Source organism: Clavibacter michiganensis (assembly GCF_021216655.1).
In the GTDB taxonomy this organism is placed as follows: domain Bacteria; phylum Actinomycetota; class Actinomycetes; order Actinomycetales; family Microbacteriaceae; genus Clavibacter; species Clavibacter michiganensis.
Map to the genome: position 1 here is coordinate 2,192,241 of NZ_CP080437.1, position 16,323 is coordinate 2,208,563.

Genomic DNA, 16,323 nt, shown 5'->3' on the forward strand with positions numbered 1-16,323 from the left:
TCCGGCGATGTCGGGAGGAGGTGCGACGATGGAGGCGCTGCGCATCGCAGCGCCTTCCCCGTCGCCCGGAGCCACGAGCCCGCCCGACGTGCGGCGATCGACCCAGGTCGCCGATGAGCATCAAGGAGCGACACGGCATGACGATCTTCGAGCAGATGGAGTCCGAGGTCCGGAGCTACAGCCGCGGCTGGCCGGTCGTGTTCGACCGCGCGGTGGGCAGCGAGATGTTCACGGCCGACGGCGACCGCTACCTCGACTTCTTCGCGGGCGCCGGCGCGCTCAACTACGGGCACAACAACGCAGGCCTGAAGCAGAAGCTCGTCGACTACATCCTCCGCGACGGCGTCACGCACTCCCTCGACATGTTCACGGAGGCCCGCCGCGACTTCCTGCAGACCTTCCAGGACGTCATCCTCCAGCCGCGCGGGCTCGACTACCGCATCATGTTCCCCGGCCCGGGCGGCGCGAACGCGGTCGAGGCCGCCATGAAGCTCGCGCGCAAGGTCACCGGCCGCACCACGATCGTCCACTTCACCAACTCGTTCCACGGCATGACCGAGGGCGCGCTCTCGGTCACCGGCAACGCGCTCAAGCGCGGCGGGGCGGGCCACCCGCTGCACCACGCGGTCGCGGTGCCGTTCGACGGCTACCTCGGCGGCGAGACCGACACCCTCGCGTACTTCGAGAAGCTGCTCGACGACTCGGGCTCGGGTGTCGACACGCCCGCCGGCGTCATCGTCGAGACCGTGCAGGGCGAGGGCGGCATCAACGTCGCCACGCCCGAGTGGCTGCGGAAGCTGCGCGACCTCACCACCCGCCACGGCATCGTGCTCATCGTCGACGACGTGCAGATGGGCTGCGGCCGCACCGGCGGGTTCTTCAGCTTCGAGGAGTCCGGCATCGTCCCCGACATCGTCACGCTCTCCAAGTCCATCGGCGGCTACGGCCTGCCCATGGCGCTCACGCTGCTCAAGCCCGAGCTCGACCAGTGGAAGCCGGGCGAGCACAACGGCACCTTCCGCGGCATCGCGCCGGCGTTCCTCACGGGTGCCGAGGCGCTGCGGCTCTACTGGGCCGACGGCGAGCTCGAGGCGTCCACGCTGCGCAAGGGCGAGCGGATCCACGAGGTCTTCACCGAGATCGCCGCCGACGCCGCGCCGGAGATGCAGCTGAAGGTGCGCGGCCGCGGCCTCGCGCGCGGCATCGAGTTCCCCTCGGGCGAGCTCGCCGGCGCGGTCTGCCGGGCGGCGTTCGAGCGCGGCATGCTCATGGAGACGAGCGGCGCCGGCGGCACGGTCATGAAGGTGCTGCCCGCGCTCACCATCACCGACGAGCAGGTCGAGGAGGGTCTCGCGATCATCCGCGCGTCCGTCCGCGAGGTCCTCGGATCCACCAGCGAGGAGCTCGCGGCCGACGAGGTGCCGCTGCCGGTGGTCGTCGGGAGCTGATCCGCTCTCCGTGTGTCGGCTGGTGGGCCGTCCGTCGCGTCGCGCGCGCCCCGCTCAGCCGACGGGCGCGACGCCCTCGAGCTGGATCTCCGCGACCACGACGGCCGCGGACGCCGGCATGGTCGGGTAGTAGTTCTCGCGGAGCTGCTCGGCGAACAGGGCCATGTCCGTGTCCGGCGGCTGGTGCGCGTCCGCCGGCGTGAGATCCGCCAGGAGGTGCCGCCGCACCGAGGTGACCCGTCCGGCGAGGGGGACCGCGGTGGGGTGCTCGTCGAAGACGAACGTCGCCGGCCCGACCCGCAGGCGCTCGCCGAAGCGGACGGTGGTGACCTTCTCGCCGCTCACGATCGCGTCGTGGTGCTTCCGGTGGAAGCGGATCACCTGGGCGTCAGCGTCGGACATCCGTCGAGCCTACGGTCGCGACACCCGCTCGCGGACGGTCATCGGCGCGGGACGGCGCGGTCCGGCTCGTCCTCGGGGCGGCCGGCGTACCACTCGTGGAACTCCGTGCACCGGCCGTCGGCGTCGAACCGGAGGAACCAGATGTTGTCGTACGCCGTGACGACCTCGTCGCCATCCGACGCGAGGAAGACGGTGCGCCCGTGCGCGACCGCGGTGTGCCCCTCGACCACCACAGGGTGGTACTCGGCCTCGAAGCGCTCGCCGACGAAGGCGTCGCGCTCGGCCATCCACTCCGCGACGATGGCGGCGCGTCCCGTCGCGCGGATCTCGAACGGGTAGTGCCACACCGCGTCCTCCGACCACAGGGCCGCGATGTCGGCGGGCTCGTAGGACCGCCAGGCGGCGACGTATGCGTCGAGCCAGCGCGCCACGGCGGACCTGCTGATGTCGGCGAGCGAGACGGCGCTGGGCGCGTGCCAGCCGGGGCGGTCGAGCGGGGAGGTCATCGGGAGAGCGTACGTCCGACCGGCGACGTCACCGCGGCCGCAGGATCCGGTAGCGGTGCTCCGGGCGGCCGGTGGATCCGTAGTTCAGCTGCACGTCGACCACGCGGTCGCGGGCGAGGGCGCCGAGGTAGCGCTGCGCCGTGGCACGGGAGACGCCCACGCGCTCGGCGATGTCGGGGGCGCTGAGCTCGGCGTCGGATGCGGACAGGGCGTCGAGCACGGCCTGCTCCGTCGCCGGCCGCTCGCGCGCCGAGACCCGGCCGGGCCGCAGCGCGTGGATGGCGCGGTCGATGCCGGCCTGGTCGAGCGGGCGGTCGCTCGCGAGCCCGGCGCGGAAGGCCGCGTAGGCGGCCAGGCGCGCGGTGAGCAGCTCGGGCGCGAACGGCTTGACGAGGTAGGAGACGGCTCCGCCGCGGAGGGCGCGGCGGACGGTGGCGGGGTCGTCGGCGGCCGTGACGAGGATCACGTCCGGCTCGATGCGCCGCACGAGGTCGATGCCGCTGCCGTCGGGCAGGTACGCGTCGAGGAGCACGAGGTCGGGGCGGGACGTGTCGAGCACGGCGAGCGCCGCCCGCACGCTGCCCGCGGTGCCGACGGCGCGGAACCCGGGTGCCTGCTCCACGATGCCCTCGTGCAGGCGGGCGATGCGGAAGTCGTCGTCGACGATGAGGACGGTGAGGTCATCGGTCATGCGCGGGCTCCGTGGGGGTCGGTGTCGGTCCAGGTGTCGTCGGTGGGGGCGGGGGCGGGCGGATCCGCGTCGGGCGGCTCGACCACGCCCGCGAGCCGCGCGCAGAACACCGCGCCGGCCTCCGCGTGGGGCGGCGGGCCGCCGGGATCCGCGACCCATACGTCGCCGCCGTCGCGCCGGGCGATGTCGCGCACCAGCGGCAGGCCGAATCCGAGGCCGTGCGCGGGATCCGCTCCCCCGCTCGCCGCGAGCGCCTCCGCGGCCCCGTCCACGTCGTCGGGCCGGCGCTGGAACACGCGGCCGGCGTCGGACGCGGCGAGCCCGTCGCCCGAGTCCGACACCGCGATGTGCAGGTCGGCCCCGTCGTCGAGCGCCTCCACCTCCACCCACCTGTCGGCGCGGGATCCGCGGACGGCCGCGTGCATCGCGTTGTCGACGAGGTTGCCGAGCACGGTCGTGACCTCCTCGGGCCGCACGAGGATCCCGCGCACGAGCGTGCCGGGCCCGACCCGCAGCGCCACGCCGCGCTCCTCCGCCTCCATCGCCTTCGCGCCGAGGAACGCCTGCAGGTAGGGCTCGTCGACGAGCCCCGCGTCGACCGTCGGGAACGCGACGGGCCCCTGCTCGAGCACGCCCGCGAGGTAGCTGTCGGCCTCGTCGACCCGGCCGGTCGCGACCAGGCCGCGCACGACGTGGAGCCGGTTCGCGAACTCGTGCCGCTGCACGCGGAGCGCCGTGGACATCGCGGTGACGGCGGTGAGGCGACGGCTCATCGCCTCGATGTCGGTCTCGTCGCGCAGCACCATCACGGTGCCGAGATCGCGCCCGTCGCGGTCGACGCGCGCGACGTCGACGAAGAGGAGCCGGTCGTCGACCACCGCCCGGAGAGACGGGGATCCGGCGGCGGCACCGGCCTGCGCGCCGGCGACCGCGTCCCGCAGCACGGGCGCGACGCCGAGGTCCGCGAGCGTGCGGCCGACGGGATCCACGAGGCCGAGCAGCGCGGCGGCCCGCGGGTTGCAGACGGTCACCCGCCCGTCGGGTCCGATGCCGAGGACGCCCTCGCCGACGCCGGAGAGGACGGCCGCCTGATCTTGCACGAGGCCCGCGAGCTCGGACGGCTGGAGGCCGAGGGTGAGGCGCGCGAGCCGCCGCGAGAGGATCCCGCTGGCCACGGCCCCGACTCCGAGCGCGAGCAGGGCGACGACCGCGATGGCGGCGACGTCGACGCCGATGGAGTCGCGCACCGTGGCCGCCGCGAAGCCGACGCTGACCTCGCCGACGACGCGGTCGTCCCCGGACGCACCACCGCCGTCGCCGGCACCCGCGTCCGCCAGCGCCCGCACCGGCACCTTCGCCCGCGCCGACTCCCCGAGCGTCCCGGTGGCCCACGTCACCTCCTCGCGCCCCGCGAGCGCGACCGTCGGATCCGTGCTCACGCGCTGCCCGAGCTCGGACGCGTCGGGGTGAGCGAGCCGCAGCCCCCGGTCGTCGGTCACCACGACGAACAGCGCGCCGGTCCGCTCGCGCACCGCCTCGGCCGTCAGCTGCACCGGCCCGTCGGCGAGGTCGGACGCGGTGGCGACCCCGGGATCCGCGGTCTCGGCCGTCACGGCGGCCCGCAGCGCCGGATCCTCTGCGGCCGTCCGCGCGATCGCGAGCGCCGTCGCCTGCGCCTCCTCGCGGTTCTCGGACGAGCTCAGCAGGCCGTAGGCGACGGTCGCGATCCCCACCACCACGAGCACGACGAGCAGCTGGAGGACGAGGGTGCGGCGCGCGAAGTCGAGCCCCGCCCGGCCTCGCCCCGTCGCCTCTCCCACCCACTGAGAATAATGCGCAGAACGTCGTCTACGTGCACTATCGCGATGAAGCGGCACAAGCGCGACGGGACGCGGACGCCCACCTAGCGTGTGGTGTTCAGCCGGGCGTCCCGCCCACCGACGAAGGAGTCACGCGTGCTGGTATTCCTGGGCTTCGCCATGGTCCTCACCTTCATGGCCCTCATCATGACCAAGCGGCTGACGCCCATGGTCGCCCTCATCCTCGTCCCGACGATCTTCGGCCTCTTCGCGGGCGCCGGGCTCGGCATCGGCGACATGGTCATCGAGGCGCTCGGCGACCTGGCCCCCACGGCCGCGCTGCTGATGTTCGCCATCATCTACTTCGGCATCATGATCGACGTCGGCCTGTTCGACCCGCTGGTGCGCCTCATCCTCCGCCTCGCGGGCGGCGACCCGGCGAAGATCGTGCTCGGCACGGCGATCCTCGCGGCCGCGGTCTCCCTCGACGGCGACGGATCCACGACCTTCATCGTCACCACGGCGGCCATGCTGCCCATCTACCGCAAGCTCGGCATGAGCCCCGTCGTGCTCACCTGCACCGCGGGCCTCGCGAACGGCACGCTCAACATCGTCCCGTGGGGCGGACCGACCGTTCGCGCGGCGGCGGCCCTCAAGGTCTCGCCGACCGACATCTTCGTGCCGATGATCCCGTCGCTCCTCGTGGGCATCGCGCTCGTCATGATCTTCGCCTGGACCATGGGCCTCCGCGAGCGCAGCCGCCTGGCGGCTCTCGGCGAGGCGCGCGCCGAGGGCGGCCTCGACGCCGCGGGCGGCAGCGGGTCCGGCTCCGGCGGGTCCGCGGGCGGCTCGGGCTGGTGGCGCGCAGGTCGCGGCGCCCCCGCGACCCCGCGCGGCGGCCTCATCACGATGGCCCCGGCGCTCGTCCGCGCCGAGACGGCCGCCGTCTCCACGCTCGGCACGACGATGCTCGACCCCGACCGCGAGACCCTGCGCCCGCGCATGATCTGGTTCAACCTCGGCCTCACGATCGTCGTGCTCGCGCTGCTGATCATGGACCAGCTGCCCCTCGCCTACGTCTTCATGGTCGGCGCCGCCATCGCGCTCATCGCCAACTTCCGCGACCTCAAGCACCAGGGCGAGCGCATCGCGGCGCACGCGCCCAGCGTGGTCGGCGTCGTGTCGATGGTGCTCGCGGCCGGTGTGCTCATCGGCGTGCTCAACGGCACGGGCATGGTCTCGGCGATGTCGGCCTGGCTCGTCACGATCATCCCGGACGCGCTCGGCCCCGGTCTCGCGGTCATCACGGGCGTGCTCAGCATCCCGATGACCTTCTTCATGAGCAACGACGCCTTCTACTACGGCATGCTCCCGGTGCTCGCGGAGAGCGCGGCGAACTACGGCATCGACCCCGTCGAGATGGCGCGCGCGTCCATCACCGGGCAGCCCGTGCACCTCCAGAGCCCGCTCGTGCCGGCGATCCTGCTGCTCGTGTCGCTCGCGGACGTGAACCTCGGCGACCACCACCGCAAGGTGCTGTGGCGGGCGGTGCTCGTGTCGCTCGCGATGCTCGCCGTAGGCGTGCTCACGGCGGTGATCCCGATCTGATCGGGAGCGCTCCCGCGGGAGCGCGCGCACGCGGAGGCCGGGCGGCTCGGGGGAGCGCCCGGCCTCCGCGCGTGCGGCGGGTCCGCCCGGCCGACCGGATCCGCGCGGCTGGGCCCGTGCGTCCTACTGGGTGCGCCGCGCCACCTGGTACCCGGCGTCGGCGTAGACGATCTCGTACGTCGTGCCCGCCTGCGTCGCCTCGCCGTACTGGTCCGCGTTGAGCGCGCCCTGCCCGAGGCCGCCGCCGAGGCTGTCGATCACGACGTACTGCGGCGCCGGGTTGCCCGGGTTGCCGAGCCAGAAGACCTCGTGGTCGTCGACGAGGTACGACATGAGGCCGATGTCGCTGAGGACGCTCGCACCCGCCGGCACCTGGTCGAGCGCGGCCTGCGCCTGCGCGGCCCGCGGCGCCGGCTGCCAGATGGCCGGCTTCGTGAGGTCCACCATGGGCGAGCGGGAGAAGAGCGCGATCGCCGCGACCGCGAGCACGGGCACGGTCGCGCGCGACGCCATGGCGAGCCAGTGCTGCCGGCCCCGGCGAGCGCGCACGATGCCGTCGATGGCGGCGGCGAACACGATCGGCATGAGCACCGCGTCGTAGTGGTAGCCGGGCGCCCAGTACGCCTCGGTCGGCGAGAGGAAGCGCCAGGCGAGCGTCGGCACCACGAGGAGGAGGAGCGGCGAGCGCAGGGCGATCAGCGCGCCCGCCAGGATCAGGAAGGCCACCGTCTCGAGCTTCGGCGCGACGAAGAGCCCGGCGACGGTGCCGAGGGGATCCGCGAGCGCGCCGCCCGCGTCGAGCTTGGACGCGTAGTCCCAGCGGGCCTCGCGGTTGAAGGCGGGGAGGATCACGGTGGTCGCGAGCACGAACCACGCGACGCCCCAGCCGGCGAGCGCGACGCCGATGCGGCGGTCCATCGTGAGCGCGATGATCGCGCCGAGCACCGCGACCGTGAGGCCGAGGTCCTCCTTCACGAACACGAGCGGCACCGCCCACGCGGCGGCGGCGAGCGCGCGGCGGGCGATCACGGCGTCGAGCGCGAAGGCCAGCAGCGGCAGGGCGAACGCGATCTCGTGGAACTGGAACGCGACCGCGCCCTGGATCCCCCAGCTCAGCCCGTAGGCGGCGGCCACGACGATCGCGCCCCACCGGCCGACGACGCGGCCCGCCATGCGGCCGATGCCCACCACCGAGATCCCGATGAGGACGGCCTGCACCACGAGCAGCGCGAACGCGTGCGGCCACACGGCGTAGACCGGGCCGAGCAGCACGAGGATGGGGTGGAAGTGGTCGCCCATGAGGTTGAAGCCGTCGCCCTTGATGGAGACGAGCGGCGCCTGGAGGCGCGAGTAGTCCTGCGCGAGCTGCGTGAAGATGCCGAGGTCCCACGACTTGACGGTGAAGCGGCGCCACTCGAGCGCCGAGTAGAGCACGTAGACGGCCGTGACGAGCGCCGCGACGACGATGGAGCCGACGGTGCCGGGCACGCGGGATCCGGTGATCGGCGCGGGGAGGGCGGTCCCGGGATCCGGCTCGACGGATCCGTCGTCGGCGGCGTGGCGGCGGCGGGCCGTGTCGTTCGTGCGGGTCACCGCATCAGGGTCTCACGCGCGGCCGCGATCGCGGCGGCGGGATCCCCGGGACCATCCGCTCAGGGCCGGCGGACCCGGGAGCGGGAGGGTGCGGGTCGGCTCAGCGGCGCGCGCCGCCTGCACCGTCCTGGCGCTCGCGCTCGGCGGCCATGGCGGCGCGGCCGGCGTCGCGGTTCTTCACGCGGATCTGCTCCTCGCGCACCTCGGCCTGCGTCGCGCGCTCCTGCACGAGCCACTGCGGCGGGGCCTGCAGCAGCTCCTTGATCTGGGCGGTGGTGAGCGCCTCGTCGACGCCGCCGCGGGCGAGGCCGGCGATGGAGACGCCGAGCTTGCCGGCGATGACCTGGCGCGGGTGCGGGCCGTCGCGCAGCAGCGTGGCGAGCCACTCGGGCGGGTTCTCGTGCATGTCGGCGAGCTCCGCGCGTGACGGGGTCGACTCCTGGAACTCCACGGGGGTCGCCGGGAGGTGCACGCCCAGCTTCTTCGCCGCGGTCGCGGCCTTCATCGTCTGGCTGGATCCGGGGCTCGTCATGCCCCCAGGGTACCGTCGGGGCCCCGGGCGCCCTGCACTAGCCTGGATCCGACCCGCCGCCGCTCCGCGCGCCACCACCGTGCGGGCCATCGAGGGGACTCCCGTGGACGCCGACCCGACCGCCCTCCGGCACTTCGCCGCCGTCGCCGACGAGCTGCACTTCGCCCGCGCCGCGAAGGCCCTCAACGTCTCGCGCATCGCCGTGAGCCGGTCGGTCCTCGACCTCGAGGCGCTCTGGGGCGTCGAGCTGTTCGTGCGCGACGACGGCCCCACGCGCCTCAGCCCCGCGGGCGAGGACCGGCTCGCGGAGGCCCGCGCCGCGATCGCCGCCGAGGACGCGCGCCTGGCCGAGGAGGCCGCCGCGCCCCCGCGCGGTCTCGTCGTCGCGATCGTGCCCGGCGTCACCGTCGCCAAGTGGACCCGCGCCTGGGACGAGCGCGTCGCCGACGTGCCGCTGCGGGTCGTGCCGCTCGCCGAGCCCGACGCGGCGCCCGCCCTCGTCGACGGATCCGCCGACGTCGCGTTCCTCCGCCTCCCCGTCGACGGCCGCGGCCTCACGATCGTGCCGCTCTACGGCGAGGTCCAGGTCGCGATCCTGCCCAAGGAGCACGCGCACGCCACGGCCGACGCCGTGGCGATCGCCGACCTGGCGGATGACCTGCTCCTGCAGCCGGCCGAGCGGGTGCCGGGCTGGCCCGGGCGCACCGCGGGCGCGGATCCCGTCCCGATGCCCGAGGACACCGCCGCCGCCGTCGAGCTGGTCGCCGCCGGCGTCGGCTTCGTGGTCGTGCCGCATGCGCTCGGCCGGCTGCACGCGCGCAAGGACGTCGTCGCGGTGCCCGTGCACGACCTGCCGGAGACGCGGATCGCCGTAGCCTGGCGCGAGGGCGACACCTCCCCCGACATCGAGGAGCTCGTGGGCATCGTCCGCGGGCGCACGGCCGCGAGCTCGCGTTCGCAGCGGGACGACGACGAGCGCGACCGCCGGAAGCCCACCGCGTCGCAGAAGACCGCGCGCAAGGCCGCGGGCAAGCCGGGTGCCGCGGGCGCCGCGGGCGCGAAGAAGCCGACCCCGAAGGGCGGCGGCAAGCGCACTCCCCCGCCGCGCGGGCAGCGTCGCGGGCGCTAGGGACGCGAGCGGACGGATCCGCCGGCAGGTTCAGGCCCCGGCGCGCCCCGCCTGCAGGTCGGCGATCACGCGACCCACGTGCTCGCCCCAGCGGCGGTACATGGACGCGTAGCGGAACTCGCCGCCCTCGAAGTCGACCGGGCCCGCGTCCGGCAGCTTCACCGACGTGACCTGCGGGAAGCGCGCGCAGACCTCGGCCTTGCGCTGCGACAGGTACATCGCGTGATCGCGGAACAGGCCCCGCACGAACGTCCCGGCCTGCACGTACTGGGACACCTGCGGCACGTCCGAGACGAGCACGACCGAGTTGTCGGCGGTCTGCTCCACGAGGTGGTCGAGCAGGTCCTCGAGGCGGTGGACCCATGGGGTGATGCGCGCGAGCTCGAGCGCGTCGGCGACCCCCGGCATCACGAGCACGACGTCGTAGCGGTGCAGCTCGGTGATCTGGTGGACGGCCTCCTGCGTGGCCGTGATGTGCTGGTCGGCGAGCGGGACGGTGCGCCACTCGACGCCTCGGCCCGTGATCGCGGCGAGCGCCTTCGCCGACTGCGCCGCGACGCCCTCCGCATGCGTGCGGAGGCCGACGCCGGATCCACCGATGCCGCCGAGCGCCAGGATGCGATCCGGATCCGTCCCCGGCACCACGCCGACGGGCGCGTCCGTGGGCACGGCCGCGGTCAGCGGCGTGGGGATGCCGCCGCGCAGGCCGGCCGCCACGAAGGGGCGCACCGTCTGGTGCAGGAGGCGGATCGGCGGTGACATGGGCTCCTGGGGATCGCGGGGCGTCCGTCCATCATGCGCAGACCGCGCGCAGACCAGGGACCGACCACCCCCGTGTCGGACGCACAGCCTATCGTCGTCCACGAGCACGGCCGGGTGCTCGCGCCCCCGTCCCACCACCTGGAGCACCGATGACCCGCGAGCCCGAGCACCCCCACCACCCGCACGCCCGCTACCACCAGGGCGCGTGGCGCGTGCAGGTCGCGTCGCAGCCCGTGCTCGGCTACGTCGTGCCGACCGTGCGCGCGGCCGGTGCGGATCCCACCTGCGAGGTCTCCGTCTGTGAGGCCTCCGTCTTCGAGATCTACGCCGACGCGGTCGACGACTCGGGCCGCCGTGTCTGGGTCTCCACCGCGGTCACGCTCGAGGACGCCGTCGCGTGGATGCGCGAGCACGACATGGAGCTGCTCTCCTTCGCGGGCGAGCACGCGCGCCGCCGCCGCGAGCTCGCCACCGGCATGCTGCCGACGCACTACTGAGGGGGCGCGGCGCGGCCCGGCCGCCGGCGTCAGGCGTTCGTGAGCCAGTACGCGATGAGGAGCATCGTCACGACGAAGCCGGAGAGGAAGTTGAGGCCGAGGAAGCGGCGCCAGCCGCGGTTCGCCTGCTCGGCGTCCTCGTCGCGGATCGACCAGAACGGCGCGGTGCTGAGGATGTACGGGATCACGAGCGCGGCCGCGATGATCCCCGGCAGCCCCGTGAACAGCATCGCGACGCCCGCCGCGGCGTACGCGAGCACGGCGATCCGCACGGTGACGGCACCGCCCAGCACGGTCGCGATGGAGGAGATGCCGCCCTCCCGGTCGGCCACGATGTCCTGCACCGCGCCGAACGCGTGCGACGCGACCCCCCACAGGAAGAACGCCGCGAGGATCGCCCACAGCGCGGGCGTGAACGCACCGCCCGCGAGCACGATGCCGTAGACCGCGGGGGACGTGAAGTGCGTGCTGGACGTGAGCGAGTCGAGGATCGGCCGCTCCTTGAAGCGGAGGCCCTTGAGCGAGTACGCGATCACGGCGAAGACGCTCACGGCGAGCACGGCGACGCTCGCGGCGGATCCCACGGCCACGAGGTAGACGAGGAACGGCACGTTCGTCACGAGCACCGCGACGAGCACGGGCCGGTGCATCGCGCGCGCGAGCACCGCGCCCTCCACGCCGCCCTTCCGCGGGTTGCGCATGTCGGACTCGTAGTCGAAGACGTCGTTGATGCCGTACATCGCGAGGTTGTACGGGATGAGGAAGTAGAGGGTGCCGAGGATCGCCGTGAGGTCGAGCTCGCGCGTGACCGTGAGGTACGCGGCCGCGAACGGGAACGCCGTGTTCACCCAGGAGAGCGGGCGCGACGAGAGCGCGATGGTGCGCAGCATCTCCGCGGCGCCCGGCCGCGCGCGCACGTCACTCATGCGCTTCGATCCCGGACACGCGGCGACGACGACGCAGCAGGTACCAGACCGCGGGCAGCAGCACGAGGGCGGCGATCGCGTAGGCGAAGTCCTCGATGGGCGCGTAGCCGAGGATGAGGCCCACCAGCTTGTCGTCGTCGTAGCCGACAAGGCCCACCTTGATCATGATGTTGTCGAAGATCAGGGTCATCACGAGCAGGATCACGACGGGCATCCGCCGGTACCAGTAGTACTCGGGGTAGTCGAAGCGGCTGGATCCGTAGGGCACGGCGTTGGCCTCGCGCAGCAGCAGGCGGCGGAACAGGAACCCGACGATGGCGACGGGGATCAGGAACAGCAGGTCGAGCACGAGGTAGCTCATCGGTTCGCGCGCTCCCTCGCCCGGGCGACGTGGTGGTCGGCGAGGCGGCTGAACCCGTTGACGAGGTTCATCGTGAGGTAGCAGAGCAGCGCGAGGAAGAAGACCTCCTCGAGCGGGAGCTCCGGGCCCACGAGGATCCCCGTCATGAAGGAGGTCTCCCCGCGGAAGAAGATGCCCTGCGAGATGCCGGCGATGTCCCACAGCAGGAAGAACGCGACGCCGATGAGCAGGGTGCCCGCCGCCGCCGTGCGGTCGCGCCAGAAGAACAGGCGCCAGCGCCGGTCGATGAGCATCATGCAGCCGAGCGCGCCGAGCAGCAGCACCAGGTAGACGAGGCCCATCAGGCCACCGGGCGGCCGACCGTGCGCACGAGCGGCACGGCGCCGGGGCCGGTCGACGTGTCGCCGCGGAGGCGCTTCACGAGGATCTCCGCGCTGATGAGGCACATGGGCAGGCCGATGCCGGGGATGGTGGATCCGCCGGCGTAGTGCAGCCCGTCGACCTTCTTGCTCGTGTTGCCGGCGCGGAACATGGCCGACTGCGTGAGCGTGTGGGCGGGCCCGAGGATGGTGCCCTTCCAGGAGTGCAGGTCGGCGGCGAAGTCGCCGGGGCCCGAGGTGCGGCGGAGGACGATGCGCTCGGCGAGGTCGGGGATGCCGGCCCAGTCGCCGATCTGCTGGATGGCGCGGTCGGCGATCTCCTCCACGCGCGCGTCCCCCGCGCCGTCGACGCCGCCGCGGCCGATGGTCGGGTCGGCGGGGATGGGCACGAGGATGAAGACGTTCTCGTGGCCCTCGGGCGCGACCGAGGGGTCGGTGGCGCTGGGCTTGCAGACGTAGATGCTCGCGGGATCCGGCACCGAGGTCGTGCCGCCCTTCGGCGGGAAGATACGGGAGAAGTTCTCGTCCCAGTCCTCCGTGAACAGCAGCGTGTGGTGGTGCAGCTCGGGCAGCTCGCCCTTCACGCCGAGGTACACGAGCACGGCGCCGGGGCCGGCGGTGGCCTTGTCCCAATACGCCTGCGGGTAGGTGCGGAACGCCTCGGGGATGAGCTCGGTCTCCGTGTGGTGCAGGTCGGCCGTGGAGACGACCACGTCGGCCTCGAGGGTCTCGGTGCCGGCGTCGGTCGTGATCTGCACTCCGCGTGCCCGCGCCCTCCCGGCCTTCGTCGGCTCGGTGAGGATGCGCGAGACGGGCGACCCCGTGCGGATCTCGACGCCCTCGGCGCGCGCGACCCGCTCGATGGCGTCGATCACGGTGATGAGGCCGCCCTGCGGGTAGAGCACGCCGTCCTCGAGGTCGAGGTGGCTCATCAGGTGGTACATGCTCGGCGCGAGCTTCGGCGAGGAGCCGAGGAACACGGCCGGGTAGCCGAGGATCTGGCGGAGGCGCCGGTCCTTCACGTAGCGGGCCACGTGCGTCTCGAGCGGAGTGAGCAGGAGCTTCCCGAGCGTGCCCGTGCGGGTCACGACGTCGCGCTTGAGCAGCGGCCGGTAGTCGGCGAAGGTCGTGTAGAGGAAGCGCTTCTTCGCGACCTCGTAGACGTCCTTCGCGGAGTCGAGGTAGCGGGCCATCGCGGGGCGGGATCCGGGCTCGACGCTCTCGAACAGGTCGAGGTTGGCCTCGCGGGAGTCGCGGATGTCGATGGGGTCGGGATCGCCCTCGAAGAGAACGCGGTAGCCGGGCAGGCGCACGAGGTCGAGCTGCTCGGCCGCGCTCGTGCCCAACAGACGGAAGAAGTGGTCGAACACCTCCGGCATGAGGTACCAGCTGGGGCCGAGGTCGAAGCGGAAGCCGTCCTTCTCCCACGATCCCGCGCGACCGCCGACCTCGTCGCGGCCCTCGACGAGGGTGACGCGGTAGCCGTCGCGGGCGAGGAGCGCCGCGGAGGCGAGGCCGGCGATCCCGCCGCCGATCACGATGGCGGTGGGTGCGGTCATGGCGCTCTCCTGCTGCTCGGGGTCGGACGTGGCGGGCTGGGTCGGGGCGGGACGGACTGCGACACCGTGGGACGAGGGGGCGGGGCGCGCGGCGTGCACGCGGGGCGCGCGGGACCGGCGCACCAGACGGCCGTCGACGCCGGAGGGCTCGGCACCCGCGGCCGCGGCGAGCGCGATGCGGGCCTTGACGGGATCCGGCACCCGCACGCGCGTGCGCACGAGCTCCGACGCGGGCGTGTCGCGCAGGCGCACGGTGAGCTCCGCGAACAGGCCCTGCGCGAGCGCGACGGCGCGGCGGCTGGAGGCGGGGAGGTCGGGGATCACGGCGCCGGACATGCGGAGGTCGTGGTCGATGTCGTCGAGGATGCGCTCCTTGTCGGCCTCCGAGAAGGTCGCGACGTCGACGCCCGGGAAGTAGCTGCGGCCGAGCGCGCCGTGGTCGGCGGCGAGGTCGCGCAGGAAGTTGACCTTCTGGAACGCCGCACCCAGGCGCTTGGCGCCCTCCTCGAAGCGGATCCGCTCGGGCCGCGTCGTGGCGTGGCCGACCAGGAAGGCGCGCAGGCACATCAGGCCGACGACCTCGGCGGATCCGTACACGTACTCCGTGAAGGACGCGGGCGTGTGCTCCATCCGCCGCAGGTCCATGCGCATGGACGCGAAGAACGGCGCGGTCAGCTCGGCGCCGAAACCTGCGCGGCGGGCGGTGATCGCGAACGCGTGCACGACGAGGTTGGTGCTGTAGCCGCGCAGCATCGCGTCCTCGGTCTCCTGCTCGAGGGCGTCGAGCAGGTCCTCGACGTGCGCGGGATCCACCCCGGCACCGGCCGCGGCGCCGTCGACGATCTCGTCGGCGATGCGCACGAGCGCGTAGACGTTCTCGATGTGCTGGCGCACGTCGGCGCCGAGCAGGCGCGAGGCGAGGCCGAAGGAGGTGGAGTAGCGGCGGATCACGACGGAGGCCGTGTCCTGCGCCAACCGGTCGTACTTCTCGAGGCCCGTGGGCGCCTCGGGGGCGGCGGGCCGGCGCCCGGGTACGCGCCGGGTCATCGGATGCGCCCGAGCACGGACTCCGCGACGGGCGCGAGCTCCCGGCGGAGCGCCTCCGGCACGACCGGGTCGTCGAGGCGCGCGACGGCGGCGACCGCGAGATCCCGCGCGACGCCCTCGGCGTAGGCCCGCGCGCCCGAGCTCTCCAGCACCGAGCGCACGAGCGCCGCCTCGCCGCGGGAGAGGTCGTCCTTGCCGACGAGCGCGCTGATCTCGCCCCACTCCGAGGATCGGACGGCGTGCGCGATGAGCACGGTGCGCTTGCCCTCGCGCAGGTCGCCGAGGTTCGTCTTGCCGGTCTCCTGCTCGTCGCCGAATACGCCGAGCACGTCGTCCACCACCTGGTAGGCGATGCCGATGTCGCGGCCGAAGTCACCGAGCGCCGCGACCACCTCGGGTCGCGCGCCGGCCAGCACGGCGCCCGCCTGCAGCGGCGCCTCGAACGAGTACACGGCGGTCTTGAGGCGCTCCATGCGGAGGATCTCGTCGACGCTCGGCACGTCCGCGGTGAGCGAGAACTCGACGTCGATGAGCTCACCCGCGGCCGACGCGAACACGGCGTCGTCGAGGATCTCCATCAGGTGCGACCGCGTGAGGTCGCGCACGCCGCTCGCGTCGATGAGGCGGTACGCGTTGACGAGCGCCAGATCCCCCGCGATGACGGCGGCCGACATGCCGCGGTGCTCCGCGAGCGGCTGCGGCAGGCCCTGCGTCGTGGCGATGTCGCGGTAGGCGCCGGAGACGTTGGGTCCGCCGCGCCTCGTGAAGTCGCGGTCGATGACGTCGTCGTGGACGATGAGCGCGGTGTGCAGCATCTCGAACGCGGCGCCGACGTGGGCCGCGGCCTGCACGTCCTGGCCGCCGAGGCCGTCGTACGCGGCCATGACCATGCGCGGGCGGAAGCGCTTGCCGCCGGCCGTGTTGGACTCGAGCGTGCGCCACAGCTTCACGTACTCGTCGCCCATGACCTCCGCGCGGACGAGCGAGCGGGCGAAGAACGCATCCAGCACGCCGTTCACATGGGCCTGCCTCGATGTGGAGACGGCAGCGAGGTTGGTGGCGTCCACGGATGAAACCTAACAT

General features: G+C 73.4%; 16 protein-coding genes. 4 read left to right on the top strand and 12 right to left on the bottom strand.

The genetic code is table 11. The features are described 5' to 3' along the window. Window positions 1–113: 113 nt before the first annotated feature. Window positions 114–1,448: a diaminobutyrate--2-oxoglutarate transaminase gene (ectB, locus tag K0V08_RS10340; protein WP_197278529.1), complete on the top strand. Its 1,335-nt coding sequence runs from the start codon at window positions 114–116 to the stop codon at window positions 1,446–1,448. A gap of 54 nt (window positions 1,449–1,502) precedes the next feature. On the opposite strand, the gene K0V08_RS10345 is transcribed toward ectB, so the two are convergent. Genes K0V08_RS10345 through K0V08_RS10360 form a run of 4 tightly spaced genes read right to left on the bottom strand, consistent with a single transcriptional unit; the run spans window position 1,503 to window position 4,867 of the window. Continuing rightward, window positions 1,503–1,850 carry an ASCH domain-containing protein gene (locus K0V08_RS10345; RefSeq protein ID WP_079533930.1) on the bottom strand — a complete coding sequence of 116 codons (348 nt, stop codon included), beginning with the start codon at window positions 1,848–1,850 and terminating at the stop codon, window positions 1,503–1,505. A 38-nt stretch (window positions 1,851–1,888) separates the two neighbouring features. Further along, the gene (locus tag K0V08_RS10350) at window positions 1,889–2,356 is read right to left on the bottom strand and encodes a YybH family protein (RefSeq protein ID WP_079533928.1); all 468 of its coding nucleotides are present in this window, start codon (window positions 2,354–2,356) and stop codon (window positions 1,889–1,891) included. A gap of 28 nt (window positions 2,357–2,384) precedes the next feature. Then, window positions 2,385–3,047, bottom strand: coding sequence for a response regulator transcription factor (locus K0V08_RS10355; protein ID WP_012039564.1), 663 nt, complete (start codon window positions 3,045–3,047; stop codon window positions 2,385–2,387). Then, window positions 3,044–4,867: a sensor histidine kinase gene (locus K0V08_RS10360; protein ID WP_079533926.1), complete on the bottom strand. Its 1,824-nt coding sequence runs from the start codon at window positions 4,865–4,867 to the stop codon at window positions 3,044–3,046. Before K0V08_RS10360 ends, K0V08_RS10355 begins: the two co-directional genes overlap by 4 nt. 159 nt (window positions 4,868–5,026) lie before the next feature. Here K0V08_RS10360 and K0V08_RS10365 point away from each other — a divergent pair, with 159 nt between their 5' ends. Then, entirely contained in the window at window positions 5,027–6,454 is a 1,428-nt protein-coding gene (locus tag K0V08_RS10365) for a CitMHS family transporter (RefSeq protein WP_174240079.1), read from the top strand. A 123-nt stretch (window positions 6,455–6,577) separates the two neighbouring features. On the opposite strand, the gene K0V08_RS10370 is transcribed toward K0V08_RS10365, so the two are convergent. Both K0V08_RS10370 and K0V08_RS10375 read right to left on the bottom strand, forming a co-directional pair. Next, the gene (locus tag K0V08_RS10370) at window positions 6,578–8,047 is read right to left on the bottom strand and encodes a DUF2079 domain-containing protein (RefSeq protein ID WP_079533924.1); all 1,470 of its coding nucleotides are present in this window, start codon (window positions 8,045–8,047) and stop codon (window positions 6,578–6,580) included. Between the two features lie 100 nt (window positions 8,048–8,147). Next, window positions 8,148–8,579 (bottom strand): DUF5997 family protein, encoded by a 432-nt coding sequence (locus K0V08_RS10375; RefSeq protein WP_079533922.1) that lies wholly within the window; start codon window positions 8,577–8,579, stop codon window positions 8,148–8,150. A 103-nt stretch (window positions 8,580–8,682) separates the two neighbouring features. On the opposite strand from K0V08_RS10375, the gene K0V08_RS10380 reads away from it, so the two are divergent. After that, window positions 8,683–9,708, top strand: coding sequence for a LysR family transcriptional regulator (locus K0V08_RS10380; protein ID WP_012039569.1), 1,026 nt, complete (start codon window positions 8,683–8,685; stop codon window positions 9,706–9,708). Between the two features lie 30 nt (window positions 9,709–9,738). Here K0V08_RS10380 and K0V08_RS10385 read toward each other — a convergent pair whose 3' ends face one another. Then, the gene (locus K0V08_RS10385) at window positions 9,739–10,470 is read right to left on the bottom strand and encodes an SGNH/GDSL hydrolase family protein (RefSeq protein WP_012039570.1); all 732 of its coding nucleotides are present in this window, start codon (window positions 10,468–10,470) and stop codon (window positions 9,739–9,741) included. 149 nt (window positions 10,471–10,619) lie between these two features. Here K0V08_RS10385 and K0V08_RS10390 point away from each other — a divergent pair, with 149 nt between their 5' ends. Further along, complete coding sequence (locus K0V08_RS10390; RefSeq protein ID WP_079533920.1) at window positions 10,620–10,967, top strand: hypothetical protein; 348 nt, start codon at window positions 10,620–10,622, stop codon at window positions 10,965–10,967. A gap of 29 nt (window positions 10,968–10,996) precedes the next feature. Here the strand turns inward: K0V08_RS10390 and K0V08_RS10395 are convergent, their stop codons facing one another. Genes K0V08_RS10395 through K0V08_RS10420 form a run of 5 tightly spaced genes read right to left on the bottom strand, consistent with a single transcriptional unit; the run spans window position 10,997 to window position 16,307 of the window. Further along, on the bottom strand, window positions 10,997–11,893 hold the full coding sequence (locus K0V08_RS10395) for a prenyltransferase (RefSeq protein WP_079533917.1): 897 nt from the start codon (window positions 11,891–11,893) through the stop codon (window positions 10,997–10,999). Then, window positions 11,886–12,254, bottom strand: coding sequence for a lycopene cyclase domain-containing protein (locus K0V08_RS10400; RefSeq protein WP_012039573.1), 369 nt, complete (start codon window positions 12,252–12,254; stop codon window positions 11,886–11,888). The genes K0V08_RS10395 and K0V08_RS10400 overlap by 8 nt, the downstream gene beginning before the upstream one ends. After that, complete coding sequence (locus K0V08_RS10405) at window positions 12,251–12,595, bottom strand: lycopene cyclase domain-containing protein (protein WP_012039574.1); 345 nt, start codon at window positions 12,593–12,595, stop codon at window positions 12,251–12,253. Before K0V08_RS10405 ends, K0V08_RS10400 begins: the two co-directional genes overlap by 4 nt. Next, complete coding sequence (gene crtI / locus K0V08_RS16135; RefSeq protein ID WP_079533915.1) at window positions 12,595–15,240, bottom strand: phytoene desaturase family protein; 2,646 nt, start codon at window positions 15,238–15,240, stop codon at window positions 12,595–12,597. Before crtI ends, K0V08_RS10405 begins: the two co-directional genes overlap by 1 nt. After that, a complete protein-coding gene (locus K0V08_RS10420) occupies window positions 15,237–16,307 on the bottom strand; it encodes a polyprenyl synthetase family protein (protein WP_227266735.1) in 1,071 nt (356 codons plus the stop codon). The genes crtI and K0V08_RS10420 overlap by 4 nt, the downstream gene beginning before the upstream one ends. Window positions 16,308–16,323: the final 16 nt, after the last annotated feature.

What these genes read in the sequence shown, in the direction of transcription:
- ectB (WP_197278529.1), top strand. Translation starts at nt 114, where the DNA reads ATGAGCATCAAGGAGCGACACGGCATGACGATCTTCGAGCAGATGGAG.
- K0V08_RS10345 (WP_079533930.1), bottom strand. Translation starts at nt 1,850, where the DNA reads ATGTCCGACGCTGACGCCCAGGTGATCCGCTTCCACCGGAAGCACCAC.
- K0V08_RS10350 (WP_079533928.1), bottom strand. Translation starts at nt 2,356, where the DNA reads ATGACCTCCCCGCTCGACCGCCCCGGCTGGCACGCGCCCAGCGCCGTC.
- K0V08_RS10355 (WP_012039564.1), bottom strand. Translation starts at nt 3,047, where the DNA reads ATGACCGATGACCTCACCGTCCTCATCGTCGACGACGACTTCCGCATC.
- K0V08_RS10365 (WP_174240079.1), top strand. Translation starts at nt 5,027, where the DNA reads ATGGTCCTCACCTTCATGGCCCTCATCATGACCAAGCGGCTGACGCCC.
- K0V08_RS10375 (WP_079533922.1), bottom strand. Translation starts at nt 8,579, where the DNA reads ATGACGAGCCCCGGATCCAGCCAGACGATGAAGGCCGCGACCGCGGCG.
- K0V08_RS10385 (WP_012039570.1), bottom strand. Translation starts at nt 10,470, where the DNA reads ATGTCACCGCCGATCCGCCTCCTGCACCAGACGGTGCGCCCCTTCGTG.
- K0V08_RS10390 (WP_079533920.1), top strand. Translation starts at nt 10,620, where the DNA reads ATGACCCGCGAGCCCGAGCACCCCCACCACCCGCACGCCCGCTACCAC.
- K0V08_RS10395 (WP_079533917.1), bottom strand. Translation starts at nt 11,893, where the DNA reads ATGAGTGACGTGCGCGCGCGGCCGGGCGCCGCGGAGATGCTGCGCACC.
- K0V08_RS10400 (WP_012039573.1), bottom strand. Translation starts at nt 12,254, where the DNA reads ATGAGCTACCTCGTGCTCGACCTGCTGTTCCTGATCCCCGTCGCCATC.
- K0V08_RS10405 (WP_012039574.1), bottom strand. Translation starts at nt 12,595, where the DNA reads ATGGGCCTCGTCTACCTGGTGCTGCTGCTCGGCGCGCTCGGCTGCATG.
- crtI (WP_079533915.1), bottom strand. Translation starts at nt 15,240, where the DNA reads ATGACCCGGCGCGTACCCGGGCGCCGGCCCGCCGCCCCCGAGGCGCCC.